Origin of the sequence: Azospirillum sp. B21 (genome assembly GCF_008364825.1) — a bacterium.
In the GTDB taxonomy this organism is placed as follows: Bacteria; Pseudomonadota; Alphaproteobacteria; order Azospirillales; family Azospirillaceae; genus Azospirillum.
In genome coordinates this window covers 248,302-274,342 of sequence record NZ_VTTO01000006.1, presented here as the reverse complement: position 1 = coordinate 274,342, position 26,041 = coordinate 248,302, and the positions used below count along the sequence as shown (strand labels likewise).

25 protein-coding genes are annotated in these 26,041 nt (G+C 66.7%); 16 read left to right on the top strand and 9 right to left on the bottom strand.

The genetic code is table 11. The features are described from left to right. Positions 1–5 precede the first annotated feature (5 nt). From FZ983_RS16800 to oxlT (FZ983_RS16790), 3 genes are all read right to left on the bottom strand, one after another. Positions 6–1,232, bottom strand: coding sequence for a site-specific integrase (locus tag FZ983_RS16800; protein WP_149224655.1), 1,227 nt, complete (start codon positions 1,230–1,232; stop codon positions 6–8). Positions 1,233–1,811: 579 nt separating this feature from the next. Continuing rightward, positions 1,812–2,111 carry a cupin domain-containing protein gene (locus FZ983_RS16795; RefSeq protein ID WP_149224654.1) on the bottom strand — a complete coding sequence of 100 codons (300 nt, stop codon included), beginning with the start codon at positions 2,109–2,111 and terminating at the stop codon, positions 1,812–1,814. Between the two features lie 121 nt (positions 2,112–2,232). Next, complete coding sequence (oxlT, locus tag FZ983_RS16790; RefSeq protein WP_149224653.1) at positions 2,233–3,540, bottom strand: oxalate/formate MFS antiporter; 1,308 nt, start codon at positions 3,538–3,540, stop codon at positions 2,233–2,235. A 350-nt stretch (positions 3,541–3,890) separates the two neighbouring features. Here oxlT (FZ983_RS16790) and FZ983_RS16785 point away from each other — a divergent pair, with 350 nt between their 5' ends. Beyond that, positions 3,891–4,532: a thiamine phosphate synthase gene (locus FZ983_RS16785; RefSeq protein ID WP_149224652.1), complete on the top strand. Its 642-nt coding sequence runs from the start codon at positions 3,891–3,893 to the stop codon at positions 4,530–4,532. 162 nt (positions 4,533–4,694) lie between these two features. Continuing rightward, complete coding sequence (locus tag FZ983_RS16780) at positions 4,695–5,384, top strand: GntR family transcriptional regulator (protein ID WP_014188034.1); 690 nt, start codon at positions 4,695–4,697, stop codon at positions 5,382–5,384. Between the two features lie 203 nt (positions 5,385–5,587). Here FZ983_RS16780 and pyk read toward each other — a convergent pair whose 3' ends face one another. Then, on the bottom strand, positions 5,588–7,054 hold the full coding sequence (gene pyk, locus FZ983_RS16775) for a pyruvate kinase (protein ID WP_149224651.1): 1,467 nt from the start codon (positions 7,052–7,054) through the stop codon (positions 5,588–5,590). A gap of 200 nt (positions 7,055–7,254) precedes the next feature. On the opposite strand from pyk, the gene FZ983_RS16770 reads away from it, so the two are divergent. From FZ983_RS16770 to FZ983_RS16760, 3 genes are all read left to right on the top strand, one after another. Then, on the top strand, positions 7,255–8,037 hold the full coding sequence (locus FZ983_RS16770) for an NUDIX domain-containing protein (RefSeq protein WP_149224650.1): 783 nt from the start codon (positions 7,255–7,257) through the stop codon (positions 8,035–8,037). Between the two features lie 153 nt (positions 8,038–8,190). Then, positions 8,191–8,766, top strand: coding sequence for an NAD(P)-binding domain-containing protein (locus tag FZ983_RS16765; RefSeq protein WP_149224649.1), 576 nt, complete (start codon positions 8,191–8,193; stop codon positions 8,764–8,766). 8 nt (positions 8,767–8,774) lie between these two features. Next, positions 8,775–10,475 (top strand): pyruvate, phosphate dikinase, encoded by a 1,701-nt coding sequence (locus FZ983_RS16760; protein WP_247883795.1) that lies wholly within the window; start codon positions 8,775–8,777, stop codon positions 10,473–10,475. Positions 10,476–10,511: 36 nt separating this feature from the next. Here the strand turns inward: FZ983_RS16760 and FZ983_RS16755 are convergent, their stop codons facing one another. Next, entirely contained in the window at positions 10,512–11,441 is a 930-nt protein-coding gene (locus FZ983_RS16755; protein ID WP_149224647.1) for a histone deacetylase family protein, read from the bottom strand. A gap of 70 nt (positions 11,442–11,511) precedes the next feature. After that, positions 11,512–11,967, bottom strand: coding sequence for a CBS domain-containing protein (locus FZ983_RS16750; RefSeq protein ID WP_149224646.1), 456 nt, complete (start codon positions 11,965–11,967; stop codon positions 11,512–11,514). Between the two features lie 376 nt (positions 11,968–12,343). Between FZ983_RS16750 and FZ983_RS16745 the strand changes: the two genes are divergently transcribed. Then, positions 12,344–12,559 (top strand): hypothetical protein, encoded by a 216-nt coding sequence (locus FZ983_RS16745; protein ID WP_247883794.1) that lies wholly within the window; start codon positions 12,344–12,346, stop codon positions 12,557–12,559. 85 nt (positions 12,560–12,644) lie between these two features. Here the strand turns inward: FZ983_RS16745 and FZ983_RS16740 are convergent, their stop codons facing one another. Further along, complete coding sequence (locus FZ983_RS16740; RefSeq protein ID WP_149224644.1) at positions 12,645–13,088, bottom strand: GNAT family N-acetyltransferase; 444 nt, start codon at positions 13,086–13,088, stop codon at positions 12,645–12,647. Positions 13,089–13,541: 453 nt separating this feature from the next. Here FZ983_RS16740 and oxlT (FZ983_RS16735) point away from each other — a divergent pair, with 453 nt between their 5' ends. The 7 genes from oxlT (FZ983_RS16735) (at position 13,542) to FZ983_RS16705 (ending at position 20,882) form a co-directional block, all read left to right on the top strand. Then, positions 13,542–14,846, top strand: a complete 1,305-nt coding sequence (gene oxlT / locus FZ983_RS16735; RefSeq protein ID WP_149224643.1) for an oxalate/formate MFS antiporter — start codon at positions 13,542–13,544, stop codon at positions 14,844–14,846. 244 nt (positions 14,847–15,090) lie between these two features. Beyond that, the gene (locus tag FZ983_RS16730; protein WP_247883793.1) at positions 15,091–15,858 is read left to right on the top strand and encodes a sulfite exporter TauE/SafE family protein; all 768 of its coding nucleotides are present in this window, start codon (positions 15,091–15,093) and stop codon (positions 15,856–15,858) included. A 227-nt stretch (positions 15,859–16,085) separates the two neighbouring features. Continuing rightward, positions 16,086–17,117, top strand: coding sequence for a 2-dehydropantoate 2-reductase (locus FZ983_RS16725; protein ID WP_149224642.1), 1,032 nt, complete (start codon positions 16,086–16,088; stop codon positions 17,115–17,117). A gap of 70 nt (positions 17,118–17,187) precedes the next feature. Beyond that, the gene (locus tag FZ983_RS16720) at positions 17,188–17,661 is read left to right on the top strand and encodes a CBS domain-containing protein (RefSeq protein ID WP_149224641.1); all 474 of its coding nucleotides are present in this window, start codon (positions 17,188–17,190) and stop codon (positions 17,659–17,661) included. A 219-nt stretch (positions 17,662–17,880) separates the two neighbouring features. Further along, positions 17,881–19,050, top strand: a complete 1,170-nt coding sequence (locus tag FZ983_RS16715) for a Re/Si-specific NAD(P)(+) transhydrogenase subunit alpha (protein ID WP_149224640.1) — start codon at positions 17,881–17,883, stop codon at positions 19,048–19,050. A gap of 13 nt (positions 19,051–19,063) precedes the next feature. Then, entirely contained in the window at positions 19,064–19,483 is a 420-nt protein-coding gene (locus tag FZ983_RS16710) for an NAD(P) transhydrogenase subunit alpha (RefSeq protein ID WP_149224639.1), read from the top strand. A gap of 4 nt (positions 19,484–19,487) precedes the next feature. Beyond that, positions 19,488–20,882 (top strand): NAD(P)(+) transhydrogenase (Re/Si-specific) subunit beta, encoded by a 1,395-nt coding sequence (locus FZ983_RS16705; RefSeq protein ID WP_149224638.1) that lies wholly within the window; start codon positions 19,488–19,490, stop codon positions 20,880–20,882. A gap of 149 nt (positions 20,883–21,031) precedes the next feature. Here the strand turns inward: FZ983_RS16705 and uraD are convergent, their stop codons facing one another. Continuing rightward, positions 21,032–21,574, bottom strand: a complete 543-nt coding sequence (gene uraD / locus FZ983_RS16695; protein WP_149224637.1) for a 2-oxo-4-hydroxy-4-carboxy-5-ureidoimidazoline decarboxylase — start codon at positions 21,572–21,574, stop codon at positions 21,032–21,034. An 8-nt stretch (positions 21,575–21,582) separates the two neighbouring features. Then, positions 21,583–22,500, bottom strand: a complete 918-nt coding sequence (puuE, locus tag FZ983_RS16690) for an allantoinase PuuE (protein WP_149224636.1) — start codon at positions 22,498–22,500, stop codon at positions 21,583–21,585. Positions 22,501–22,704: 204 nt separating this feature from the next. Between puuE and uraH the strand changes: the two genes are divergently transcribed. The 3 genes from uraH to FZ983_RS16675 all read left to right on the top strand — a co-directional run bounded on the left by uraH (position 22,705) and on the right by FZ983_RS16675 (position 26,041). Beyond that, the gene (uraH, locus tag FZ983_RS16685; protein ID WP_149224635.1) at positions 22,705–23,055 is read left to right on the top strand and encodes a hydroxyisourate hydrolase; all 351 of its coding nucleotides are present in this window, start codon (positions 22,705–22,707) and stop codon (positions 23,053–23,055) included. Between the two features lie 118 nt (positions 23,056–23,173). Further along, positions 23,174–24,943, top strand: coding sequence for a glyoxylate carboligase (gene gcl / locus FZ983_RS16680; RefSeq protein ID WP_149224634.1), 1,770 nt, complete (start codon positions 23,174–23,176; stop codon positions 24,941–24,943). 177 nt (positions 24,944–25,120) lie between these two features. Beyond that, a complete protein-coding gene (locus tag FZ983_RS16675; protein ID WP_149224633.1) occupies positions 25,121–26,041 on the top strand; it encodes a LysR family transcriptional regulator in 921 nt (306 codons plus the stop codon).

Below are 26,041 nucleotides of genomic sequence, written 5' to 3'. Positions count from 1 at the left end.
GAAGCTCATCCCGTAGCAGCCTCTGCCATTGCCGTGCTGGCCGTCTCCCTCATGCAGAAGCTGGCCCATGCCTTCATCAGCACGCGCCGCTTCTCCAACAGGTCGCCACGCCGATAGGCAGCCTCCACCTTGTTCTTGATCGTGTGCGCCAGCGCCATCTCCGCCACGTCGCTGGGGGTGTTCGTCGTCTCGGCCGTCCAGTCGCGGAAGGCGGAGCGGAAGCCGTGGGCAGTGGCCTCCACCTCCATCCGGCGCAGCAGCATCGTCAGTGTCATGTCCGACATGGGCTTGCCTGGCTTGGCACCCTCGAACACCAAGGCATCAGGATCGTCGGACTTGCGGGCCAGCGCACGGGCTTCCTTCAGGATCTGAAGGGCGCGCGGCGCCAGCGGCACCACATGCGGCTTGCCGGCCTTCATCCGCTCGCCTGGGATCGTCCATAGCCCGGCTGCCAGGTCGAACTCCCGCCACATGGCGCCGCGCATCTCCCCTGACCGAACCGCGGTCAGGATCAGGAACTCCATCGCCAGCCGAGCCGCCGGACCGGCCTTGTCGAAGGTGCGCAGCTTGACCAGGAAGGCCGGCACGTCGTCATAGGGCAGGGCGGCGAAGTGTCCGCCGGCCTCCTTCTGCTTGGGCAGACCCTTGGCGACGCCACGCACCGGGTTCTCTCCATCCCGGAAGCCCTTGGCGGCTGCCCAATCCAGGACGATCCCGATCCGCTGGCGCACCCGGCGGGCGGTCTCCGGCTTCTCCAGCCAGATCGGCAACAGCACGTCGCGTACCTCGGGCGTTCCGATCCGGTCGACGGTCAGCGTGCCGAGCTGGGGGAAGGCGTAAGTCTCCAAGGTGGTGAGCCATTGGTCCGCGTGCTTCCCGTTCTTCCAGCCGTCCTTCCGCTCCTCGTGGCAGGTGCGGGCGGCCTCGGCGAAGCTGGGCACCACCCGACGGGCGGCCTTGCGCTCGGCAAGCGGGTCTCCGCCGGCGCGTGCAACCCGCCGCATCTCCAGCGCCGCGTCGCGTGCCTCTGCCAGCGTTACCAGGGAGGCGGAACCCAGGCCAATGTCCCGTCGCCTTCCGTGGATGGTGATGCGCAGCAGCCAGCGCCGGGCGCCAGACTCGTCCACGTCCAGATACAGGCCGTTCCCGTCCGCATGCCGGCCGGGCTTCCGAGTCTTCACCGTGACGGCGGTCAGTGCCTTTTCGGGGTGCCGGCCGAGTCGCTTGGGCATGGGGCTGTCCTTGATCGAACTGGTCAACCCCACATTCGGGGTTCCGGGAACCGAATTCCCGTGCCCCACGTTTTACCCCACAAAGCATTGAAGGTATAGGTGGAAAGTCACGGACAAGGGCAAACGAAGACGTGTCCATGTATTGAGCGAAAACGGATGGATAGCGGACAAGTGCGGAAGACGGTGGATACTGTTTCTATTTCCATCCCCTCCGCCATCAGTTTTCGCTAGAGCGTTGAATCACAAGCTGAGTCAGCTCTATGCCCATATTCATTTCGGCAAATTGATCCGCGGCCTCCACCGTCAAGGGTGATGCGCGGGCCATTTCGAAGTTGCCGTGGAGTTCGGTCCATTGTGCGGTCCCGAACTCCAGGCCGGGACCGCAAGAGCCCCACCGGAGAAATCTGCTGTGGGGTTTTTCGTTTTTGGACTGATCGGTCCAATGGCGCCCCGCCTGCCAGGAAATTGAAGGCGGTCCGAGGCCGAGAAGAACTTGTCTGTGCCGTCGGATGCCTGACCATTACCGAATAGCCGTAGCAGCGTCGCAGACTGTACGTCCGCGACAGCCACCTGCCGGCTTCAGCCTTCCTGGAGCAGTTCGACCTCGATGAACACAATGTCCGTGGCGCCGTTGTTGATGACGTTGTGGCTGACGCCGGCCTTGCGGAAGTAGGACCGTCCCGGTTCCAAGGGGAACTGCCGCTCCGATCCGTCCGGATCCACGATGGTGAAAGCACCAGAGGTGATCGGCACGATCACGTAGTCATAGCCGTGAACATGAGCTCCGGTCTCGGCCCCGGGCACCAGACGCCATTCGGTAACACGGGTGCGTTCGCCTTCGACATGCGTCACCGAAACGGCCTGTGGGCGCGTGCTCATCACATTCCTCATTCATCGTTCGAGCCTAACCGTCGAGCGTAGCACGCAAACCGTTGAAATGCCGGAAGGGACGCGCCCGCCGGGGGCAGGCGCGTTCCCTTCGGCGTTCTCTTGGCGCCGATCAGTCGGCCAGTCGGGTGGTCAGGCGCGGTGCCGTGCCGGTGGCGGCGGCGATGTAGCGGGCGCGCCGCGGCTTCAGGACGAACAGGGCGAGGAAGGCGGCCAGCGCGTTGACGATGGCGACGCTGTAGAACACGGTCTGCCAGCTGCCGGTCGCCTCGACCATCAGGTTGCCGATAGGGACCAGCAGGGCCGCCGTGCCCTTGGCGGTGTAGAGAAGGCCGGCATTGGTGGCGGCGAAGCGCGAGCCGAAGGTGTCGCCGCAGCAGGCTGGGAACAGGCTGAAGATCTCGCCCCAGGCGAAGAAGACGAGACCGGTCAGGATGACGAAGGCCAGCGGGTCGGCGCCATAGGCGCTGAGCGCCATCACGCCCGCCGCTTCGATGGCGAATGCGATGAACATGGTGTTCTCGCGGCCGATATGGTCGGACACCCAGCCGAAGAAGGGCCGCGTGATGCCGTTCATCACCCGGTCGATGGACAGGGCGAAGGTCAGCGCCGGCAGGGTCAGGCCCAGGATGCTGACCGGCGCGTCGACCAGACCCATGTCGGCGGCGATGGGGCCGAGCTGCGCCGTCACCATCAGCCCACCGGCGGCGACCATGGTGAACATGGCGTACATGATCCAGAAGACGGGGGTGCGCAGCATCTCCTGCGGGGTGAAGTGGCGGCGCTCGGCTGCGGCGGTCGCAGTGGAGCGGCCGTAGCCCATCTTCGGCGGGTCGGCCAGGAACCAGGCCAGCACCAGGATCACCAGCCCCTGGCCCAGCCCGAAGACCATGAAGGTCTGCTCGAAGCCGGAGGTCTCGATCATGGTGGCGATCGGGACGACGGTCAGGGCGGAACCGGCGCCGAAGCCGGCGGCGGTCAGGCCGGCGGCGAGACCGCGGCGGTCGGGGAACCACTTCAACGCGTTGCCGACGCAGGTGCCATAGACGCCGCCGGCGCCGATGCCGCCGATCACCGCGGCGAGGTAGAGCAGCGTCAGCGAATCCGCCACGGCGTTCAGCGCCCAGGACAGGGCGCACAGCACGCCGCCGACCAGCACGACGATGCGCGGGCCGAATTTGTCGACGAACCACCCCTCCACCGGCACCAGCCAAGTTTCGGTGACGATGAAGATGGTGAAGGCCACCTGGATCGCGGTGCGACCCCAGCCATGCTTGTCGTCGATCGGCTCGACGAACAGGGTCCAGCCATATTGCAGGTTGGCGATCATCGACATGCAGACGATGCCGATGGCCAACTGCATCCAGCGCCCGCCCCAGGGTGCGACCTGAGCGGTGTTGCCGTGCGTCTCACGCACCATGTCCTTCCTCCCCGTTTCCACCCGACAAGTTCTGTTCGGACGTCCGGACCTTTCGCTTTTTCGTGGCTTTGCCGTTCGCTTTTGGTGTCTGGTCCGGAAAAAGGCCATGGGACGGGGCGGTTCTGGACCAACTTATGGTTGCTGGCATGCCAAATGCCCCATGCCCGCCTTAACGATCATCAGTTTAACGAACAGTGTCAATACAAAGCATTTTGTCGCGCTGCGGCGATCCGCTTTTTGTCCAACCAATTCCGTTGAATTTCCGCGCATTGGAAAGGTTTGGATCCAGTATATGGCCGAAGGGCTACGCCCTGTGATCATGCTCGACCGAATTGGAGGGGATTGGACCTATGATCTTGCCCGTGCCGCCGCTGCTGGTGATCACCGATCGGCACCTCTCGTCCCTGCCGCTGCCGGAACTGGCTGATCGGCTCTTCGCGTCGGGCGTGCGCTGGCTGTCCTTGCGCGACAAGGACTTGGCCGATGTGGACCGTCTGGTTTTGGCCCGTGCGCTGCTTGGGCGCGCCCGGCCCTGGGGGGCGAGGATCACCCTGCACGGGGACCCGGCGCTGGCGGCGGAAGCGGGGGTGGACGGGGTTCATCTGCCGGCAGGCTCCGATCCGGCGGCGGCGCGGGCCCTGCTGGGACCGCTGGCATTGATTGGGCTGTCAGGTCACGACTCGGACGGCGCCGATCTGGTCGAACGGGTGCGCGGTCAGGTCGATTACCTCACCCTGTCGCCGATCTTCCCGTCCGCCAGCAAACCGGGCTATGGGCCGTGCCTGGGCACCTCCGGGTTGCAGCGATGGGCGGAGCGGGGACTGCCCGTGGTCGCGCTGGGGGGAATCGACGGGGCGGAGGCAGTGGCGGATTGCCTTGCCGCCGGTGCGGCCGGGGTGGCGGTGATGGGGTTGGCGATGCGCGATCCGCAAGCGCTGGGGCCGCTGCTTGCGGCAGCGGCGGGCAGAACCGCGCCGTCGCGCCCGGGTTGAAATCAGGTGGACTTCCGCCGTGCCCCTCTGGACATTTCAGCGCCTTGCAAGCATCTGGTATGTAGGATACGAAAAGACCGAAGGACCAGAGCCCGCGCCTGATCAGCCGGAGCCTGACCGGGCGCGCCGCAATAGCCGCCGAGACATAAGGACATCCATTTCATGACCGTTCCCGCTCTCAACGTTCAGCCCCTCGACACCGGAACGACCTTCCGCAGTCAGGTCTATCACGCGCTGAAGCAGGCGATCACGGAGATGGACATCTACGACCACGACCGCGAGATCCGGCTGGACGAACGGCAGCTCAGTGACAAGCTCGGTGTCAGCCGCACCCCGATCCGCGAGGCGCTGACCCTGCTGGAGCAGGAAGGCTTCATCCGCCTGCAGCCGCGCCGCGGCATCTTCGTGGTGCGCAAGACCAAGACCGAGATCATCGAGATGATCCAGGTCTGGGCGGCGCTGGAGAGCATGGCCGCCCGCATGGCTGCCGAACACGCCCCGGCGGCGGAGATCCACAAGCTGTGGGACCTGTTCGGCAGCTTCGAGCAGCGCAGCCCGAAGGATCATGTCAGCGAGTATTCCGACGCCAACATCGCCTTCCACAAGAGCATCATCCAGCTGAGCGGGTCGAAGCTGATCCAGGATGTCACCGATAACCTGTTCATCCACATGCGGGCGATCCGCAAGCTGACCATCGGCCAGGAGGACCGGGCCGAACGCTCGATCCACGATCACCGCGCCATCATCAAGGCCCTGGAGGAGCGCAACGCGGATCTGGCCGAACGGCTGGTGCGCGAGCACACCATGGGTCTGGCCGCGCATGTGCAGAAGCACTGCGATTTTCTGGAGTGAGGGGGGTAGGTCCTCGCTGATTGCCCCCACCCTGACCCTCCCCCGCTGGGCGGGGGAGGGGATTGGAGCTTTGTCGACGTGCGGCGGCAGTCCCTCCCCCGCCCAGCTCTCGCACAAAGCTGTGCTTTGTGCTGACGCGGCAGGCGGACCGTAGGTCCGCTGAGAGCGGGGGAGGATAGGTGGGGGTCTAACTCCACCGATTATCACGCCACCACCACCTCCCTCTGCGCCTCTTCCATCCTTGGCGCATCCTCCCCGTCGATGGTCACCACCCGCAGGGCATTGGTCTTGCCCGGCGTCCCGAACGGAACGCCCGCGGTCACCACCAGCGACTGGCCCGGCCGGCCGATCCCGGCATCCGCCGCGGCGGTCAGCGCGCGGCCGACCATCTCCGTAAAATTCGCCACGTCGTCGGTCAGCACCGCATGGACGCCCCAGGCCAGCGACAGCCGCCGCGCCGTTGCATGCTGCGCGCTGAGGCCGAGGATCGGCACGCCGGGCCGTTCGCGGGAGGCGCGGAGCGTGGTCGACCCAGTGGTGGTGTAGGTGACGATGGCGGCGGCGCTGATGGTCTCGGCCACCTGGCGGGCGGCGGCGGTCAGCGCGTCGGGTGCGGTCGCCTCCGGGTTGGGGTGGTCGGCGTCCATGATGCGGCGGTAGAGCGGGTCGCCCTCTACGCGGCGGACGATGCGCTCCATCATCGCCACCGCCTCCACCGGATAGCGGCCGGAGGCCGATTCGGCGGACAGCATCACCGCGTCGGCCCCGTCATAGACGGCGTTGGCGACGTCCGACGCCTCGGCGCGGGTCGGGGTCGGCTCCGACACCATGGATTCCAGCATCTGGGTGGCGACGATCACCGGCTTGCCCATGGCGCGGCTGAGGCGGATCATCTGCTTCTGCAGGCCCGGCACGTCTTCCGGCGGCAGTTCCACGCCCAGGTCGCCGCGCGCCACCATCACCGCGTCGGACAGCTCGATGATGCGGTCGAGCGTCGGCAGGGCCGCCGGTTTCTCGATCTTGGTCATCACATGGGCGCGCCCGCCGATCAGCTCGCGCGCCTCCAGAATGTCCTCCGGCCGCTGGACGAAGCTGAGGCCGATCCAGTCCACCCCCAGCTCCAGACCGAAGGCGAGGTCGCTGCGGTCCTTCTCCGACAACGCGCTGAGCGCCAGCGCGGCACCCGGCACATTGACGCCCTTGCGGTCGGACAGGGTCCCGCCGGCCACCACCTCCGTCTCCGCGAAATCGGGGCCGCAGTCGAGAACGCGCAGCCGGATGCGCCCGTCGTTCAGCAGCAGGTCCAACCCCGGCTCCAGGCTGGCGAACACCTCGGCATGGGGCAGGCAGACGCGGCGGCTGTCGCCCGGCCGGCGGTCGAGATCCAGGCGGAAACGGTCGCCGATGGCGAGATCCACCGGCCCGAAGCCGAAGGTCCCGACCCGCAGTTTCGGCCCCTGAAGGTCGAGCAGCACGCCGATCGGCCGGCCCAGCCGCTCCTCGGCGGCGCGGATGCGGGCGTAGCGCTCGGCATGTTCGGCCTGGGTGCCGTGGCTGGCGTTCAGGCGGAAGACGTTCACGCCGGCCTGGGCCAGGGCGGTGATCTGGCTTTCCGACGAACTGGCGGGACCCAGCGTGGCGACGATCTTGGTGCTGCGGTGAAACGGCATGACGACAGCCTTCCTCCGCCCGGCCCTCGGCATGGAGGGGCGGGACTGGCGAATGATGGTGCGCTGAATGGCGGTGATGGCGGGATGCTGGAAGGGATAGGCCGGACGGTCAAACGCCGCCCGTCTTGTATTCCGCATCGTGAGAGTGGTTCCTCCCGTCGCGCATGGACAGGCGAAGGGGCGGTCGGCGACACTGGGGCATGTCCGATACCGCCCCCGATGCCCCTGTTCCGCTCCATCCCGCCGCCACCCTGATCCTGCTGCGCGATGGGCCGGACGGCCTGGAACTGCTGGCGATGGAACGGCATGCCGGCCTGCGCTTCGCCCCTGGCGCCACCGTGTTTCCGGGTGGGCGGCTGGAGGCGGCTGACCATGATTCGTCCTGGCGAGAACACTGGCCGGGTGCCCGTGCGCCCGCCGATCTGCCCCATCGCATCGCCGCGGTGCGGGAATGCGTGGAGGAATGCGGCGTTCTGCTGTCCCGCGACCCGCCGGAAGCCTCAGAACTTGCAGGACTGCGCGCGGCGATGGCCGCGGGGAACGGCTTCGGGCCGGCGCTGGCGCGGGCGGGGATGGTTCCTGCGCCGGAGCGCATGGTGCCGCTGGCGCGCTGGGTGACACCGGAAACGCTGCCGCGCCGTTTCGATACGGTGTTCTTCCTGGCTCCGGCGCCGCCGGGACAGGAACCGCTCTGCGACGGCGGCGAGGCGGTCGGCGCGCTGTGGGCCACCCCGCGCCGTCTGCTGGAGGAGGAGAAGGCCGGGCGTCGGCGGCTGGTCTATGCCACGCGGATGACGCTGTTGCGGCTGGCGGGCTGCGCCGACATGGCGGCGGCGATGGCCTGCACTTCGACTGGTGAAGAATTGCCGCCGCCGATCCTGCCACGGCTGGTTGAGACGGCGGCCGGTCCGGTCTGGCGGATTCCGGCGGCATGCGGCTTTTTGCCACTGGAGACATCGGCCGAACATGTTAGGCTCGGGTAAGAATAGGTAAGCCTAGGCGGGTTTCCGCGATGTGAAAATTGCGCGATGGTCCTGTTGTGCGATGCGATGCGCGCAACGAAGCTCTCTTCCGACGCCCTGCCGTCCAGCAACGGCAGCAGGTGGGCGTCCGGGAGGAAGCGGGAGGATCGCGGAATGGATATCGGGTTCATCGGGGGTGGGGAGGTGGCCGATGCGATCATGGACAGGCTGCGGGAGGTGGGGCACCGGCTCCATCGCCATCCCAACGCTCATGCCCGCGGGTCGCTCCGTGTCCTTGCCGAACGCTGCGACGTCGTCATGATGCTGCTGCCCGATGCCCGCGCCGTGGAAAGGGCGCTGTTCGCCGAAGACAGCCTTGCCGCAGGTCTGTCCGGCGGCGAATTGCTGATCGACCTGTCCTCCCTGCCGCCGGAGCAGGCTGCGACCAACGCCACCCGCATCGCGGAACTGGGTGGGCAACTGGTCGATGCACCGGTCAGCGGCGGCGCGAAGGGGTACAGAATCGACCTTGGCGGCAGCGATGCGGCCTGCGCGTGGGCGGAATCGCTGCTGCGGGTGTTTACCTCCACAGTTGAGCGGGCCGGTGGTCCGGGGGCTGGGCAGCGGGCCCGACTGGCGCGGAGCGGGGGACGGACCGCCGACTGGACCGGCGACGATCCGGATGGGCTGCACCGGCTGTTGCGCCTGATGGCCTTCGACGGGGCCGATTGTGCGTTGAGCGCGGGATGACCAGAGCCATGATGTCCGATATCACCTCCACCCGCCTTCCCACCCCGGCCATCCCCGTGCCGCACCGTGTGTCTTCACCGGAGGTGATCGTTCCCTTCGGTGTCGGGCTCTCCCGAAGGGCGGACGTGGATCGTCTGGGCAACAAGGGCGCGCGCTTGGTTGAGATGGCCGGGCTCGGCATTCCGGTGCCGCCGGGCTTCGTCATCGCGGCGGAAGCCGGGCAGGGGCTGGCCGCCGGGGATCCGCTGCCGGCCACTCTGTGCACATCAATCGACGAGGCGATCGCGTCGCTTGAGGACCGGGCGGGCGGGCGCTTCGGCGATGCCCGCCGGCCGCTTCTGCTGTCGGTCCGCTCGGGCGCGGCGGTGTCGATGCCCGGCATGATGGACAGCATCCTGAATCTGGGGCTCAACGACCATACGGTGACGGGGCTGACGGCGGCATCGGGGGATGCCCGTTTCGCCCATGACTGCTATCGGCGGCTGGTCCAGTCCTTCGGCTGCGTCGTCATGGGCGTGCCCGGCCATCGCTTCGAGGACCTGCTGGAGGAGCACAAGGAGGAGCGGGGGCTTCAGCGCGACGGCGATCTGACGGCGGAGGACTGGCAGAGCCTGCTGCCGCGCTTCCTGCAACTGGTGGAGACGCGCTGCGGCCGTCCTTTCCCGCAGGATCCGGCGGAACAGCTGCGGATGGCCGTGGCTGCGGTTTTCCGCTCTTGGATGAATCCGCGGGCCGTCGCCTTCCGTGTTCTGCACGGCATCCCGGAGGATATGGGCACGGCGGTGACGGTTCAGGCGATGGTGTTCGGCAACCGCGGGCAGGACTCCGGCACCGGCGTGCTGTTCACCCGCGATCCCTCCACCGGCGCCCCCGGCCTGTGCGGCGAGTTCCTGGCCAATGCGCAAGGGGAGGACGTGGTGTCGGGCACCCGCGATCCCGATCCGCTCAGCGCCGCCCAACCGCAACCGGACCGCTCCATGGAACGCCGGCAGCCCGCGGTCTACGCCGAACTGCGCGCAGTGTCGGAACGGCTGGAGCGCGCCTTCGGCGACATGCAGGACATCGAATTCACAATCGAATCCGGACGCCTGTTCATCCTGCAGTCCCGCAGCGGCAAGCGTTCGTCGGAAGCCGCAGTGCGCATCGCCGTCGACATGGCGGAGGAAGGGATCATCGGCCGGGACGAGGCGGTGCGCCGCGTCGATCACCAGGCACTGGAAGAGCTGCTGCGCCCCACCCTGGCACCCGACGCCCTTGCCGGTGCGCTCGCCATGGGACTGCCGGCTTCGCCCGGCGCGGTGACCGGCCGGGCCGCCTTCACGACCGAGGACGCCATTCGTCTGGCCCGCGGCGGCGCACCGGTGGTGCTGTGCCGGCCGGAAACCTCGCCGGAGGACATCCACGGCATGCATGCCGCCGCCGGTGTCGTCACTGCTCGGGGAGGATTCACCAGCCACGCCGCCACCGTCGCCCGCGGCATGGGCCGTCCCTGCGTCTGCGGCGCCCGCACCCTGCGGATCGATGTGGAGGCTGGGGTGATGCGGGTGGGCGAGGTGACGGTCCGCACCGGCGATCTGTTGACCATCGACGGCAGCAACGGGGCGGTGGTGCTGGGAACGGCCCATTTGCAGCGGCCGGAACCGGATGGCGCTGTCGCGCGCCTGCTGGAATGGGCGCGGAACTGCGGGGTGGGGTTCGCGGCGGATTGAGGGCAACCCGCCGCCCTTTCCTCCCGGACTTTTTCCTTATGCCCGCATCAATGCCTTCAGATGCGCAGCACACCCCTCTGCCAGACCGGTCGCGTCATAGCCGCCTTCCAGCGCCGAGACGACCCGCCCGCCGCAGACCCGGTCGGCGAGATCGACCAGCTTGCGGGTCACCCACTCGAAATCCTCATTCGTAAGGCCGAGCTGGGCCAGCGGATCGCGCTTGTGCGCGTCGAAGCCGGCCGAGATCAGCAGCAATTCGGGATGGAAAGCCTCCAGTGCCGGCAGGATCGCCCGCTCCACCGCCTGGCGGAACTCGACGGAACCGCTGTAGGGCTCCAGCGGCAGGTTCAGGATGTTGCCGTCCACCCCGCGTTCCCACGAATTGCCGGTGCCGGGATAAAGCGGCGACTGGTGGGTGGAGGCGAAGAACAGGTCGGGGTCGTCGGCGAACATCGCCTGGGTGCCGTTGCCGTGATGGACGTCGAAATCGACCACGGCGACGCGCTTCAGCCCATGGGTCTTGCGGGCATGTTCCGCCCCGACCGCGATGTTGTTGAAGACGCAGAACCCCATGGCGCGGGCCGGTTCGGCGTGGTGGCCGCAGGGGCGCACGGCACAGAAGGCGTTCGTCGCCTCGCCGGCCAGCACCGCATCGACCGCGGCGCAGACCGACCCCGCCGCACGCAGGATCGCCCCGCGCGACCCCGGCGACAGCAGTGTGTCGCCATCCAGCCGGCGGTATCCCTCGTCGGGAACCGCGGCCAGCACAGCCTCCACATACTGGCGGTCATGGACGCGGGACAGCTGTTCCACATCGGCCTCGGGGGCGGACCGGCGCTCCAGTTCGCGGAACTCCGGCCGGTCGAGGACCTGCCACACGACGGCCAGCCGGTCCGGGGCCTCCGGATGGCCTGGGCCGGTATCGTGGGCTAAGCAGTCGTGATGGGTGAAGATCAAGGTGGTCACGGGGCGGCCTCTCCCATGGGAAAGGCGCCGCCGGCCACGGGGGCGGCGGCGCCGGGTTCGGGGCGATAAATCAGTGGGCGTAGGTGGTGCCTGCCGGCGGCTCCGGCGTCGCGGCGACCGTGCCTTCCAGCTCTTGCAACTGCAGGCGGGTGAAGTCGCGGGCGCTGACGACGCCGACCAGATGGCCGTCCTCCAGCACGGGAAGATGCCGGATATGGTGCTGGTCCATCAGCTGCAAGGCCTGCCGGATGCTGTCGGACGGGGCGCAGGTGACCGGCTGGCGGGTCATCAGCTGCGACACCGGCATGGACAGCAGCGGCGCACCCCGGTCCAGCAGGGCGTGGACGATGTCGCGTTCCGACAGGACGCCGGCCAACGTGTTGCCTTCGGTCCGGCAGACGTCCTTGACGACCAGGGCGCTGATGTTCTCCGCCTTCATCAGGCTGATGGCTTCGGCGACCGTGGCGTTGGTCCGCACGGCGACGACGCGGGATTCCTTGGTGCGCAGGATATGTTCGACGTTCATGGCGTGGCTCCTGTCGGCTGGCGGCTTAACGGCTGATGGGGCGGCGGGGCACCCGATCCGGCACCACGCTATAAATATGGTATACCAAATACAGTACGCCAATCAAACAATTTCCTCGGCCAATTAGATGACGGTGGAGTCCAACGAAGTGGCCGATGTTGTTCCGTTGTACGAAGGTACCAGAGCGAAAATGCTTCCTATGCGGTATGTTTATTACGCATACGAATTAATCAACGCATGCAGCATTTGCATGACCGGCATCTTGTACCTTGTATACCAAAAAACTTGATCCAGTTTTTGCGGCGCGTCATAACAGTCCGGCCAAGCCGAAGCCGTTCAAAAAAAGCACCCCACCGAGACACATGGAGCGATGAACATGTTGGAAATCCTGGTTCTGGCGCTTGTGCTGTCCGTCTTCGGCGGCACCGTCCACCACATCCTGGCGATGCAGGTCGCCAATGCCGGTAAGTCGCAGCGCGATTTCTCGGCCGCACCGCTTCGCCTTGCCAACCCGACCGCCGCCGACCTGAAGGAACAGGAAGACGAACTGCCGCCGGGTCCGTCCTGGGCCAGCTTCCCGCGCGCCTTCTGAGCAACGCGTTCCTTCATCCGCAACAGCGGTATCACGAAAAGACGGCCTTCCCAGGCCGTCTTTTTGTTTGTGCGCCTCCGCCGTCTCAGGCGAGCGGCAGCACCAGCTGGAAGCTTTTGATGGTCATGCGCTTGCGGTGATAGAAGCGGTGGGCCTCGCCGCGCTGGATGCCGGAGATGATCTCCATCTGGGCGCAGCCGCGTTCCCGCGCCTCGTTCGCCAGCCAATCGAAAAGCTTGTCGCCCAGCCCGTAGGAGCGTTTGGCGGCGCTGGTCACCAGATCCTCGACATACATGTAGCGGCCGCGCGACAGCGTCTCGTGCACACGGAAGCCGCCGCAGCCGGCGATCTCGCCATCGAGCCGCAGCAGGGCGAGGTTGTAGCCGTCGTCCATCTGCCGGCGGATCTGCGCGCGGTAGGCCTCGGCGTCCGTCATGTGGGTCCGCAGCTCCTTCATGATCGGGTAACTGGCGGCGATATCGGCATCGTCCCGCGCCACGACGATCTCGATGTTCTGCTGCTGGTCCATGGCGGTCGACTCCTTATCAATATGGGTTCTGCCGGGATGGGCCTGTTCGTCGCCGGCTCTGGCATACCATATGCCAATACATTGGCTGCCCAAAGGCGACCCACGCCGCTTTCCGCGTAACGGAAAATCAGCATTCCAAAGCTGCATGGCTGCTGCCGCAAAGGCGGGGCATGGAAAACAGTTGGTCAGCCTCACTGACTACTTGTCTGCTGTTCGGCATCTGGTATACCATATTGATAATTCCAGACCGACCCAGGACCGCATCGGTCTGGCGGGGGGCAAAAAACCGCCCCTGAAAACAGTGGAGTGCCCCGAGGCCGCATCCTCGCCGCACGACCACCGACAGCAAAGAACCGCGTCAAATCTCTGAAGCATCAAACAAGACGCTCAAGCATCAAAACAGAAGCGACGCCCGAACCGGCACAAAACCGCTTCCTAGGAGGAGATAGATAGATGCAGCATACGAATTCGGAGGCGCAGGGCGCACCGCTCGGCGGCCGCTGGATGCAGTTGGTCATCGGCGTTATCTGCATGTCGATGATTGCCAACCTGCAATATGGCTGGACGCTGTTCGTCAACCCCATCGAAGAAAAGTATCACTGGGGTCGTGCCGCCATCCAGGTCGCCTTCACCATCTTCGTCGTGACTGAAACCTGGCTGGTTCCCGTCGAAGGCTGGTTCGTTGATAAATTTGGACCCCGCATCGTCGTTCTGATCGGCGGCGTGCTGTGCGCGCTGGCCTGGGTCATCAACTCGTTCGCCGACTCTCTGGCGCTGCTTTATCTCGGTGCGGCCGTTGGCGGCATCGGCGCCGGCGGCGTCTATGGCACCTGCGTCGGCAACGCGTTGAAGTGGTTCCCCGACCGCCGCGGTCTCGCCGCCGGCCTGACCGCCGCCGGTTTCGGCGCCGGCTCCGCCCTGACCGTCGTCCCGATCGCCAACATGATCCAGACCTCGGGCTTCGAGCAGACCTTCCTGGTGTTCGGTCTGGGCCAGGGCCTGATCGTCTTCGCGCTGGCCTGGTTCCTGAAGGAGCCGAACCCCGACCTGCTGCCGAAGAACAAGTCCAACATCGTGCAGAGCCGCCGCAACTACACTCCGCAGGAGACGCTGAAGTCGCCGGTCTTCTGGGTGATGTACCTGATGTTCGTCATGGTCGCCGCCGGCGGTCTGATGGCCACGGCCCAGCTCGGTCCGATCGCCAAGGACTTCCACCTCGATGGCATGCCGGTCAGCATCATGGGCCTGACCCTGCCGGCGCTGACCTTCGCGCTCACCATCGACCGCGTGCTGAACGGCGTGACCCGTCCCTTCTTCGGCTGGGTGTCCGACCATATCGGCCGCGAGAACACCATGTTCGTCGCCTTCGCCATTGAGGCCATCGGCATCCTGGCGCTCAACCAGTGGGGTCAGCACCCGGTCGCCTTCGTTGTCCTGACCGGTCTGGTGTTCTTCGCCTGGGGTGAGATCTACAGCCTGTTCCCGTCCTGCTGCGCCGACAGCTTCGGGTCGAAGTTCGCGACGACCAATGCCGGCCTGCTCTACACCGCCAAGGGCACGGCATCGCTGGTGGTTCCCTTCGCCAACGTGATCGTGGCCTCCACCGGCAGCTGGCAGACGGTGTTCTTCTTCGCCGCCGCGGTCAACGCCATCGCCGCTTTCATGGCCCTGTTCGTCCTGAAGCCGATGCGCGCCCGCCAGATCGCCGAGGACACCCGCCAGCCGATGGGCAAGCTGGTGACCGAGGGCGCCGACTGAAAGGTGGAGCCTGTCGTGGCCGACCGGGGGGCCGGCCACGACAGGGCTTAGAGATTGTCTGACCGCCGGAGGGCAAACCGGCTGCGAAGCAAGCCGGCATCGGAGCCACCGCATTGGCTCCGGTGTCGGTTTGTTGCGTTCTGGGAGCGGTTTCGCATGAACCGCATCGAGGATCCCGCATCCCGGCAGTAGCCCACTTCAAAGGCTGATATTCTGTATACAGAATACGGAGGATACCGTCAACATGGATCGAAAGGGGTGGTCGATCATGCTGAGTCTCGTCGTCCTGATGCTGGCCGCCTTCGCGTCAGGCGCGCTGAACGCGATTGCCGGGGGTGGAGCCTTCATCACATTTCCGGCCCTGCTGTTCGCGGGCGTGCCGCCGGTGGCAGCCAATGCCTCCAGCACCGTGGCGCTGTTTCCGGGGCAGGCGGCTAGCAGCTGGGCCTATCGGCGCGAGATCGCGGCAGGCGGTCAGGTGAATGTTCCGATCTTCGCCGTCCTCAGTCTGGTCGGCGGACTGATCGGCGCCTTGCTGCTTTTGCTGACGCCGAACGCGGTGTTCGCGCGCTTCGTACCCTGGCTGCTGCTGTTCGCGACCGCCGTCTTCGCCGTGGGGGCCTATGCACCGTGGATCGTGTCGCGGCTGCGGCTGGGCGGGCGGAGCGTGCTGGTCGTGCAGTTCGTCATCTCGATCTATGGCGGCTATTTCGGTGGTGGCATCGGCTTTCTGATGCTGGCGGCACTGACCCTGTTCGGCCTGCGCGACATCCACGCCATGAACGGGCTGCGGCTGTTGCTGGCGATGCTGATGAATGCGGCTGCGGTGGGCGCCTTCATCCTCGCCGGAACGGTATCCTGGCCCGAGACGACGGTAATGGCGGTGGCGGCAATGGCTGGGGGCTATGCCGGTGCCATGGGCGCGAAACGGGTCGATCCGAAGATCCTGAAGACACTGGTCGTCCTCATCGGAGCGGCTCTGACCCTGTACTTTTTTGCGAAGGGAGCCTGATCCGGTCGGGGAAAAAGCAGGTGCCGTATTCTCGTCAGTCCCCCCACATTCCGCATTGACATACGGTATGTGGTATACCAAACTCCAAGCACAGTTTGCGCGACAGACTGTTGGATGCCGCTGCAATAGCAACCGGTCAGCCGATGGATGCGGCCGGTGTGGGCAGGCTGGCGTCGTCCAGCCCCACAGCATTCAAAAAGCGAAATCGGGGGAGAGGGGAATCCGGCATGAAGATCTGCATCTACGGATCCGGGGCCATCGGCGGCTATCTCGGCGTTCGCCTGCACCAGGCGGGTGCCGAAGTCAGTCTGGTGGCGCGCGGTGCGCATCTGGCGGCGATGCGCGAGAACGGCGTCACCCTGCTGATGGGGGAGGAAAAGACCGTCGTCCACCCCCGCTGCACCGACAACCCGGCCGAACTCGGCCCGCAGGACTACGTCATCATCGCGCTGAAGGCCCATTCCGTCCCCGGCGTCGTCCCCGCGATGCAGCCGCTGCTTGGTGAGGACACCGCCGTCGTCACCGCCGTCAACGGCATCCCCTATTGGTATTTCTACGGCACCGGCGGTGCCTTCGACGGCCGTACGCTGGAGACGGTCGACCCCGGTTCGGTACAGTGGAACGGGCTGGGGCCGGAGCGCGCCATCGGCTGCGTCGTCTATCCCGCGACCGAGGTGGTGGAGCCCGGCGTCATCCAGCATGTCTATGGCGACAAGTTCTCGCTGGGCGAACCGGATGGGTCGAAGTCGGACCGCGTCGTCGCCCTGTCGAAGGCGATGGAGGCCGGTGGCCTGCGCGCGCCCGTGCTCGACCGCATCCGCGACGAGATTTGGCTGAAGCTGTGGGGCAACCTGTGCTTCAATCCGATCAGCGCGCTCACCCACGGCACGCTGGAGGTCATCTGCGGCGATGCCGAAACCCGCGCCGTCGCCAAGGCGATGATGCTGGAGGCCAAGGAGATCGGCGACAAGCTGGGTGTCCATTTCCGTGTCGATGTGGAGCGCCGCATCAACGGCGCCGCCGCGGTCGGTGCCCACAAGACCTCCATGCTGCAGGATCTGGAGCGCGGCCGGCCGATGGAAATCGATCCGCTGCTGTCGGTGGTCCAGGAGATGGGCCGCATGGTGGGCGTGCCGACGCCGACCATCGACGTGGTGCTGGCCCTGGTGAAGCAGCGGGGCGAGACCGCCGGCTGCTACACCCGGCCGCAGCCCGCGGCGGCCTCCGAACCCGCCCGGGAAGTGGCGGCCGCCCAGTAAGCAACGCAGGTGGCGCGGCCGGTGCGGATCCTACGGACCGTGCCGGCCGCATCGAATGGGGAGGACCGCCATGAAGGTCGAGGATATTCTCCGCAAGAAGGGCACGCGCATCGGCATGGTGCGCATCAATGAAACGGTCGCCACCGCGCTGCGCCTGATGAAGGCGGAGAATACCGGGGCGCTCGTGGTAAAGGACGTCTGCCGGACCGAGGGAAACACGGTGGTCGGCGTCATTTCCGAACGCGACGTTGTCCGCGCGCTGGTCGACCGCGGACCCGGCATCCTGGAGCAGGCGGTTTCGGCGCTCATGACGCGCGATCCCTATTGCTGCAGCCCGTCCGACCCGGTTCGCCATGTGCTGAGCCTGATGGACGAGCATGGCATCCGCCATGTCCCGGTGCTGGAGGGATCGACCCTGGTCGGGGTCGTCAGCGTCCGCGACCTGATCCGCCGGCAGTTGGAAGACATGCAGGCCGACGACATCGCGCCGGTCGCAGCCGCCGCGTCGGACGGCTGGGACTTTCCGGTCGTCGCCAACCAGTAAGCGGTGCGTGCGTGGCCGGCGCGGATTCGTCGCCGGCCGCGCGACTTTGGCCGCCTGAAATTTCCCATTTCCTGATTTTTGCCGCTTCGGCGCACGCCCGGCCATGAACCGGATGCGGGCGGACCGACGTGGGTGGACCGATGTGGGCGGACCATGCCCGACGCCCCCTGTCCGTTGTCCCATGCCTGCTGCCGGCGCTGGCCTTCGAAAGCAAACGACATGAAGATCGCCATACCCAGGGAGCGCCGCCCGGGCGAGCGCCGCGTCGCCGCGTCTCCCGAAACCGTCAAGAAACTCAAAGCTCTCGGGCTGGACGTGGTGGTGGAGAGCGGGGCCGGCCTCGGTTCCAGCCTTCCCGACGCGGCCTTTGAGGCGGCGGGGGCCGCCATCGCCGCCGATGCGGCGTCCGCGCTGGCCGATGCCGACATCGTGCTGAAGGTGCAGCGACCGCTGATCGCTGCCGAGGGCGGTGAGGACGAGCTGGCGCTGATGCGCCGGGGCACGCTGCTGTTCGCCATCCTCAACCCCTACAACAGCCGCGACCATGTGAAGGCCTACGCCGATGCCGGCGTGAACGCCTTCGCCATGGAGTTCATGCCGCGCATCACCCGCGCCCAGGTCATGGACGTGCTGTCCTCCCAGGCCAACCTCGCCGGCTACAAGGCCGTGGTGGATGCCGCCAGCGAGTACGGCCGCGCCTTCCCGATGATGATGACCGCTGCCGGCACCGTTCCGCCGGCCCGTGCCTTCATCATGGGCGTCGGCGTCGCCGGCCTGCAGGCCATCGCCACCGCCAAGCGCCTCGGCGCCATCGTCTCGGCGACCGACGTGCGCCCGGCGGTGAAGGAGCAGGTGCAGTCGCTGGGCGGCAGCTTCGTCGCGGTCGAGAACGAGGAGTTCAAGCAGGCGGAGACCGCCGGCGGCTACGCCAAGGAAATGTCCGACGATTACAAGCGCCAGCAGGCAGCCTTGGTCGCCGAGCACATCAAGAAGCAGGACCTCGTCATCACCACCGCGCTGATCCCCGGCCGCAAGGCGCCGATCCTGGTGACGGCGGAACATGTGGCCTCGATGAAGCCGGGCTCGGTCATCATCGATCTGGCGGTGGAGCAGGGCGGCAACGTCGAGGGCGCCAAGCTGGGCGAGGTGGTGACCACGGCCAATGGCGTGAAGATCGTCGGCCATGCCAACTACGCCAGCCGCATCGCCGAGAGCGCGTCGCTGCTCTACGCCAAGAACCTGCTGGCGCTGCTGGCGTCGCTGCACGGCAAGGAAACGGGTGTGGCCGTCAATTGGGACGACGAGATCGTCAAGGCCATCGCGCTGACCCGCGACGGCGCCATCGTGCATCCCGCCTTCGCGGACACCCGCGAAGCGCAACCCGCGTGAGGAGGCGGATCCCATGGAACACCCGGATCCCGCAAGCAACATCGCCGCATTCCGTGAAACCCTGGCGTCGCTGACCAATCAGGTCGACACCCTGGCCGTGCAGGTGGCGCAGCTGTCGCCGGTTCCCGTCACCGACGTTGCCGGCCACGGCGACTTCTTCGTCACCGGCCTGACGGTGCTCGTGCTGGCCTGCTTCGTCGGCTACTACGTCGTCTGGCGCGTCACCCCGGCCCTGCACTCGCCGCTGATGGCCGTCACCAACGCCGTGTCCTCGGTCATCATCGTCGGCGCGCTGATCGCTGCCGGACCCGCAGGCTTTGGCTTCTCCAAGGTCCTGGGCTTCCTCGCCGTCATCCTGGCAAGCGTCAACATCTTCGGCGGCTTCCTCGTGACCCAGCGCATGCTCTCCATGTTCAAGAAGAAGGGCAAGTAAGACCATGGAAACCTTGTCGGCCCTTCTCTATCTTGTCGCTTCCATCTGCTTCGTCATGGCGCTGCGCGGGCTCTCCAGCCCGGAGACCTCGCGCCAGGGCAACATCTACGGCATGGTCGGCATGACCATCGCCATCCTGACCACGCTGGCCTCCCCCATCGTCCAGTCCTACTGGATGATCGTGCTCGGCATCGCCATCGGCGGCGCCATCGGCTATGTGGTGGCTAAGAAGATCGAGATGACGGCGCTGCCGCAGCTGGTCGCCGCCTTCCACTCGCTGGTCGGTTTGGCCGCCGTCTTCGTGGCGCTCGCCGCCTTCTACTCGCCGGAGGCCTACGGCATCGGCGTGGCCGGCGCCATCGCCAAGGGCTCGCTGGTCGAGATGGCGCTCGGCACCGCCATCGGCGCCATCACCTTCACCGGCTCGCTGGTCGCCTTCGCCAAGCTGCAGGGGCTGGTCACCGGCAAGCCGCTGGTCTTCCCGATGCAGCATCCGCTGAACGCGGCGCTGGGCGTGCTGACCGTCATCCTGATCATCTGGCTGGTGCAGTCGAACTCCTCGGCGGCGATGTGGCTGATCGTGCTGGTGGCGCTGGCTCTCGGCTTCCTGCTGATCCTGCCGATCGGCGGCGCCGACATGCCGGTGGTGATCTCGATGCTGAACAGCTATTCCGGCTGGGCGGCCTGCGGCATCGGCTTCACCCTGCAGAACAACCTGCTGATAATCACCGGTGCGCTGGTGGGTTCCTCGGGCGCGATCCTGTCCTACATCATGTGCAAGGGCATGAACCGCTCGATCTTCAACGTCATCCTCGGCGGCTTCGGCGGCGAGAGTGCCGCTGCCGGCGGTGAGGCCAAGGGGCCGCAGGGCAGCGTCAAGGCCGGCTCGGCCGAGGACGCCGCCTACATCATGAAGAACGCCCAGTCGGTGATCGTGGTGCCCGGCTACGGCATGGCGGTGGCGCAAGCCCAGCATGCCCTGCGCGAGATGTCCGACGCGCTGAAGCATGAAGGCGTGGACGTGAAGTACGCCATCCACCCGGTGGCGGGCCGCATGCCCGGCCACATGAACGTGCTGCTGGCCGAAGCGAACGTGCCCTACGACGAGGTGTTCGAGCTGGAGGACATCAACCGCGACTTCGGCACGGCGGATGTCGCCTTCGTCATCGGCGCCAACGACGTGACCAACCCGGCGGCCAAGACCGACCCGACGAGCGCCATCTACGGCATGCCGATCCTGGACGTGGAGAAGGCCAAGACGGTGTTCTTCATCAAGCGCGGCATGGCGGCGGGGTACGCCGGCGTGGAGAACGAGCTGTTCTTCCGGCCCAACACCATGATGCTGTTCGGAGATGCGAAGAAGGTGACAGAGGAGGTGGTGAAGGCGATGGAAGCGTAGCGGTTGTAGGATGGAAAAGCGCGCCGCTCCGATTGGGGCGGCGCGCTTTTTTCGTTTTGAGAGGATATCCCCTCTCCCCCCGGGGAGAGGGTTAGGGTGAGGGGGATGCGCGGCGGGCCTTCACCAAAAATCCCACATGTGCGTCCCCCTCACCCCATCCCTCTCCCCGGGGGGGAGAGGGGGACTTCCACCAGATCGTCCAACCGGAATCCCGCGATCTTGTAGATCTCCTCAAGCGCCCGGCCGAACTCCACCTCCGGGTCGTTCGTCACGCGCTCGCGCATTGCCGCCAGGATCTCCTGCTTGCTGCTGAAGCGCACCGCCATGATGAAGGGGAAGCCGAACCGTTCCCGGTAGGCGCGGTTCAGGTCGCGCTGCTCCTGAGCCTCGGCCTCCGTCAGCTCGTTCAAGCCCGCCTTCGCCTGTTCGGTCTGCGAGAAGGCGGTCAGATTGGCCGGGCGGCTGGCGCGGTCGGCGAGGTCGGGGTGCGACAGGATCAGCGCGCGCTGCCGCTCCGTTCCCGCATCGCGCACGATGCCGGTCATCGCGGCGCGCAGGCTGGCCGCATCGGCGAAGGGGCGCCGCTCCCAGGCGGCCTCGGCCACCCAGGGGCTTTCCTCGAACACCGCGCCCAGCGCCGCGATGAAGGCGGCGCGGTCCATGTGGTTCAGATCGTCGAGACTGTAGGGCATCGGAGGCCTCACTTCGGGGCGTAGGGGTGTTCGGCGATCCAGTGGCGGGCGATGTCGAGTCGGGTCGCCACCCAGACCTTGTCATGGCCGCGCACATAATCGAGGAAGCGGGCCAGCGACGCCGCGCGGCCGGGACGGCCGACCAGCCGGCAATGCAGGCCGATGGACATCATCTTCGGCGCCGTCGCCCCCTCCGCATAGAGCGTGTCGAAGCTGTCCTTCAGATAGGCGAAGAACTGGTCGCCGCTGTTGAAGCCCTGGTTGGTGGCGAAGCGCATGTCGTTGGCGTCGAGCGTGTACGGCACGATCAACTGTGGCCTGCCATGGCTGTCGTCCCAATAGGGCAGGTCGTCGGCGTAGGAATCGGCGTTGTAGACGAAGCCGCCCTCCTCGGCGACCAGCCGCCAGGTGTTGGGGCTGCAGCGGCCGAGATACCAGCCGAGCGGCCGTTCACCGGTGACACGGGTGTGGACCTCGATGGCGCGCAGCATGTGCTCGCGCTCCACCTCGGCCGGCAGATGCTGGTAGTCGATCCAGCGCCAGCCATGGGTGGCGATCTCCCAGCCCGCGGCCCTCATTGCGGCGACGACCTCCGGATTGCGCTCCAGCGCCATGGCGACGCCGTAGACGGTGACCGGCAGATTGCGTTCGGTGAACATGCGGTGCAGCCGCCAGAAGCCGGCGCGGGAGCCGTATTCGTAAATCGACTCCATGTTCATGTGGCGGGCGCCGGGAATCGGCTGGGCGCCGACGATCTCCGACAGGAAGGCCTCCGACGCCGCGTCGCCATGGAGGACGCAATTCTCGCCGCCCTCCTCGTAATTGATGACGAACTGCACCGCCACACGGGCGCCGCCCGGCCAATTGGCCTGCGGCGGGGTAGCGCCATAGCCGATCATGTCGCGGGGGTAAGCAGTGTCGGTCATCGTCGTCTCGCTGTTAACGCTGCGGTCGAAGCGGGGACTACGCTAAGCCATTGGCGGCAGGGGGTTCAATCGGCCGATTGGGCGCGGGGGTGAAGACAGTTTCCGGATTTCCGCGGGTGGGCAGGGGAGAGTGGTTGGGATTAAGCTGTGGGGTGTGAATTAGTGTCGGCTGACGATGCCCAACCCCAAGGAGACCACACACCCATGGGCCGCCTGACCACCCACGTCCTCGACATCGCCGCCGGGCGCCCGGCGCCGGGGATGCGCATCCGCCTGACCGCGCTCGACAGCGGCACTGTCCTTGGCGAGTTCACCACCAACGCCGACGGCCGGCTCGACGCCCCGGCGTTGCAGGGCGACGCCTTCCAGCCCGGCCGCTACGAACTGCTGTTCATGGCCGGCGAGTATTTCCGCCGCATCGGCGCCATTGCGGGTGACGGCCCCGACTTCATCGACGAGGTGCCGCTGCGCTTCGGCATCATGGACGCCTCCCAGCACTATCATGTGCCGCTGCTGGTCTCGCCCTGGGCCTATTCGACCTACCGCGGCAGCTGATTCCCCTTTCGGTGCCGCTTTCCAGCCTGTGGAAAAGGCAACCCGTTGATTTGCCGTACGCACCATCGGCGCGCTTAGCTGTCCTCACGAACAATCGCGTTTGGTGAGGAGTCGAGCGATGGCGAGAATGACGGCGGCGGAAGCGGCGGTGCGGGTGCTGGAGCGGGAGGGCATCGACGTCTGCTTCGGCGTCCCCGGCGCCGCGATCAACCCCTTCTACGCGGCGATGCAGCGGCGTGGCACCATGCGCCATGTCCTGGCCCGCCATGTCGAGGGCGCCTCGCACATGGCGGAGGGCTACACCAGGGCCAAGGCCGGCAACATCGGCGTGTGCGTCGGCACCTCCGGCCCGGCCGGCACCGACATGATCACCGGCCTCTATTCGGCGATCGCGGACTCGATCCCGATCCTGTGCATCACCGGACAGGCGCCGCGCGCCCGCCTGCACAAGGAGGATTTCCAGGCCATCAACGTGCCGGACATCGCCAAGCCGGTGACCAAGTGGGCGCTGACCGTGCTGGAGCCGGCGCAGGTGCCCTACGTCTTCCAGCAGGCCTTCCACCTGATGCGCAGCGGCCGTCCCGGCCCGGTGCTGATCGACCTGCCGATCGACGTCCAGATGGCGGAGATCGAGTTCGACGACGAGACGTATGAACCGCTGGCGGTCTACAAGCCCTCGGCCACCCGTGCCCAGGTCGAGAAGGCGCTGGCGATGTTCGCGGCGGCGGAACGTCCGCTGGTCGTGGCCGGCGGCGGCATCATCAACGCCGATGCGTCCGACAAGCTGGTGGAATTCGCCGAGCTGCTCGGCGTGCCGGTGATCCCGACGCTGATGGGCTGGGGCACCATTCCCGACGACCATCCGCTGATGGCCGGCATGGTGGGGCTGCAGACCGCCCACCGCTACGGCAACGCGACGATGCTGAAGTCCGACTTCGTGCTGGGCATCGGCAACCGCTGGGCCAACCGCCACACCGGCTCGGTCGAGGTCTACACCAAGGGCCGCAAGTTCGTGCATGTCGACATCGAGCCGACCCAGATCGGCCGCGTCTTCATGCCGGATCTCGGCATCGTCTCCGACGCCGGCGCCGCGCTGGACCTGTTCATCGAAGTGGCGAAGGAGTGGAAGGCGGAAGGGCGCTTCAAGGATCTCGGCGGCTGGGTCAAGGACTGCCAGGGCCGCAAGCGGTCGATGCACCGCCGCAGCGACTTCGATCAGGTGCCGATGAAGCCGCAGCGCGTCTATCAGGAGATGAACAGCGCCTTCGGCCAGGATACCACTTACGTCACCACCATCGGCCTGTCGCAGATCGCCGGCGCACAGTTCCTGCACGTCTACAAGCCGCGCCACTGGATCAACTGCGGCCAGGCCGGCCCGCTGGGCTGGACCCTGCCGGCGGCGCTGGGCGTCCGCGTCGCCGATCCGCAGCGGCGCATCGTCGCGCTGTCCGGCGACTACGACTTCCAGTTCATGATCGAGGAGCTTGCGGTCGGCGCCCAGCACAAGCTGCCGTACATCCATGTGCTGGTGAACAACGCCTATCTCGGCCTGATCCGTCAGGCGCAGCGCGCCTTCCAGATGGACTTCCAGGTGCAGCTGTCCTTCGAGAACATCAACGCGCCGGAGATCGGCGTCTATGGCGTCGACCACGTCGCGGTGGCCGAGGGGTTGGGCTGCAAGGCGATCCGCGTCACCGAACCCGACCGCATCCAGGACGCCTTCGCCCAGGCCCAGGCCTGGATGGACGAGTATCAGGTGCCGGTCGTCGTCGAACTGGTGCTGGAGCGGGTGACCAACATCGCCATGGGCACCGACATCGACAGCGTCAACGAGTTCGAGGAAATCCTCGACCTGCCGGTGGAGGAAAGCGAGACCGTTCTGGTCTGACGGCCCCATCCCGTCCGACCGCAAAGCCGCCGGGGCGCTCACGCGCTCCGGCGGCTTTCGTTTTGCCGGGTATGCTGCGTCGCGGAAATTCCCTCTCCGCAACGCCCGTGCTAGCGTCGCTGCCGATCCGTAACCCACCGGTCCGGCCCATTCTTCCGACAGGGAGTCCGTACGAGCATGGCGTTGCTTGAGAACATGCGCATCTTCGTCCGCGTCGTCGAATTGGGCAGCCTGTCGGCCGCCGGACGGAACCTGCGCATGTCCCCGGCCATGGTCAGCCACCGCATCCAGCAGTTGGAAACCCATCTCGGCGTCCGGCTGCTGAACCGCACGACGCGGCAGTTGCAGGCGACCGAGACCGGCATGGATTTCTACCAGAGCTGCCTGGAGGTTCTGGAGGCGGTGGAGCGTGCGCACAGCAGCATCGCCGCCGGGTCGGGCGTGCCGTCGGGCAGCGTGCGGGTGACGGCGCCGCTGGGCTTCGGCCGCCGCATCCTGTCGCCTCTGGTGCCGGATTTCTGCGCCGCCCACCCGTTGGTGGAGGTGCGGCTGCGCCTGTCCGACCATCTGCTCGACCTGCTGCGCGAAGCGGTCGACGTGGCGGTGCGGATGGCAACGCTGAAGGATTCAAGCTTCGTCGTGCGCAAGATCGCCGACATGCGCCGCGTGCTGGTGGCGTCCCCCTCCTACCTGTCGGAGCGCGGCCGGCCATTGATGCCGGCGGATCTGTCGGGGCACAACTGCCTGCTTCTGCGCTTCCCCGGCACCCAGCAGTATCAATGGAGCGTGCTGGAGGGCGGCGAACCGGTGAAGCTGCCGGTGTCGGGCCGCTTCGACGCCGACGACGGCGACGTGCTGACCGGCTGGGCGCTGGACGGCCGCGGCATCGCCATGAAGCCGCTGTGGGAGGTGGCCGAGCATCTGGCCAGCGGCGCCCTGGTGCCGGTGCTGCCGGAGTTTCCGCCGGAACCGGTGACGCTGGCGGTTCTCTATCCCCACCGCGCGCTTGTGCCGGCGAAGGTGAGGGCCTTCGCCGATCATATGGTGCCGAAGATCAAGGCGGCCCTGACGGCGATCTCGCCGGATACGATCCTGTAG

Coding starts and splice junctions, on each gene's coding strand:
- FZ983_RS16800 (WP_149224655.1), bottom strand. CDS start 1,232: ATGCCCAAGCGACTCGGCCGGCACCCCGAAAAGGCACTGACCGCCGTC.
- FZ983_RS16795 (WP_149224654.1), bottom strand. CDS start 2,111: ATGAGCACGCGCCCACAGGCCGTTTCGGTGACGCATGTCGAAGGCGAA.
- oxlT (WP_149224653.1), bottom strand. CDS start 3,540: ATGGTGCGTGAGACGCACGGCAACACCGCTCAGGTCGCACCCTGGGGC.
- FZ983_RS16785 (WP_149224652.1), top strand. CDS start 3,891: ATGATCTTGCCCGTGCCGCCGCTGCTGGTGATCACCGATCGGCACCTC.
- FZ983_RS16780 (WP_014188034.1), top strand. CDS start 4,695: ATGACCGTTCCCGCTCTCAACGTTCAGCCCCTCGACACCGGAACGACC.
- pyk (WP_149224651.1), bottom strand. CDS start 7,054: ATGCCGTTTCACCGCAGCACCAAGATCGTCGCCACGCTGGGTCCCGCC.
- FZ983_RS16770 (WP_149224650.1), top strand. CDS start 7,255: ATGTCCGATACCGCCCCCGATGCCCCTGTTCCGCTCCATCCCGCCGCC.
- FZ983_RS16765 (WP_149224649.1), top strand. CDS start 8,191: ATGGATATCGGGTTCATCGGGGGTGGGGAGGTGGCCGATGCGATCATG.
- FZ983_RS16760 (WP_247883795.1), top strand. CDS start 8,775: ATGATGTCCGATATCACCTCCACCCGCCTTCCCACCCCGGCCATCCCC.
- FZ983_RS16750 (WP_149224646.1), bottom strand. CDS start 11,967: ATGAACGTCGAACATATCCTGCGCACCAAGGAATCCCGCGTCGTCGCC.
- FZ983_RS16745 (WP_247883794.1), top strand. CDS start 12,344: ATGTTGGAAATCCTGGTTCTGGCGCTTGTGCTGTCCGTCTTCGGCGGC.
- FZ983_RS16740 (WP_149224644.1), bottom strand. CDS start 13,088: ATGGACCAGCAGCAGAACATCGAGATCGTCGTGGCGCGGGACGATGCC.
- oxlT (WP_149224643.1), top strand. CDS start 13,542: ATGCAGCATACGAATTCGGAGGCGCAGGGCGCACCGCTCGGCGGCCGC.
- FZ983_RS16730 (WP_247883793.1), top strand. CDS start 15,091: ATGGATCGAAAGGGGTGGTCGATCATGCTGAGTCTCGTCGTCCTGATG.
- FZ983_RS16725 (WP_149224642.1), top strand. CDS start 16,086: ATGAAGATCTGCATCTACGGATCCGGGGCCATCGGCGGCTATCTCGGC.
- FZ983_RS16720 (WP_149224641.1), top strand. CDS start 17,188: ATGAAGGTCGAGGATATTCTCCGCAAGAAGGGCACGCGCATCGGCATG.
- FZ983_RS16715 (WP_149224640.1), top strand. CDS start 17,881: ATGAAGATCGCCATACCCAGGGAGCGCCGCCCGGGCGAGCGCCGCGTC.
- FZ983_RS16710 (WP_149224639.1), top strand. CDS start 19,064: ATGGAACACCCGGATCCCGCAAGCAACATCGCCGCATTCCGTGAAACC.
- FZ983_RS16705 (WP_149224638.1), top strand. CDS start 19,488: ATGGAAACCTTGTCGGCCCTTCTCTATCTTGTCGCTTCCATCTGCTTC.
- uraD (WP_149224637.1), bottom strand. CDS start 21,574: ATGCCCTACAGTCTCGACGATCTGAACCACATGGACCGCGCCGCCTTC.
- puuE (WP_149224636.1), bottom strand. CDS start 22,500: ATGACCGACACTGCTTACCCCCGCGACATGATCGGCTATGGCGCTACC.
- uraH (WP_149224635.1), top strand. CDS start 22,705: ATGGGCCGCCTGACCACCCACGTCCTCGACATCGCCGCCGGGCGCCCG.
- gcl (WP_149224634.1), top strand. CDS start 23,174: ATGGCGAGAATGACGGCGGCGGAAGCGGCGGTGCGGGTGCTGGAGCGG.
- FZ983_RS16675 (WP_149224633.1), top strand. CDS start 25,121: ATGGCGTTGCTTGAGAACATGCGCATCTTCGTCCGCGTCGTCGAATTG.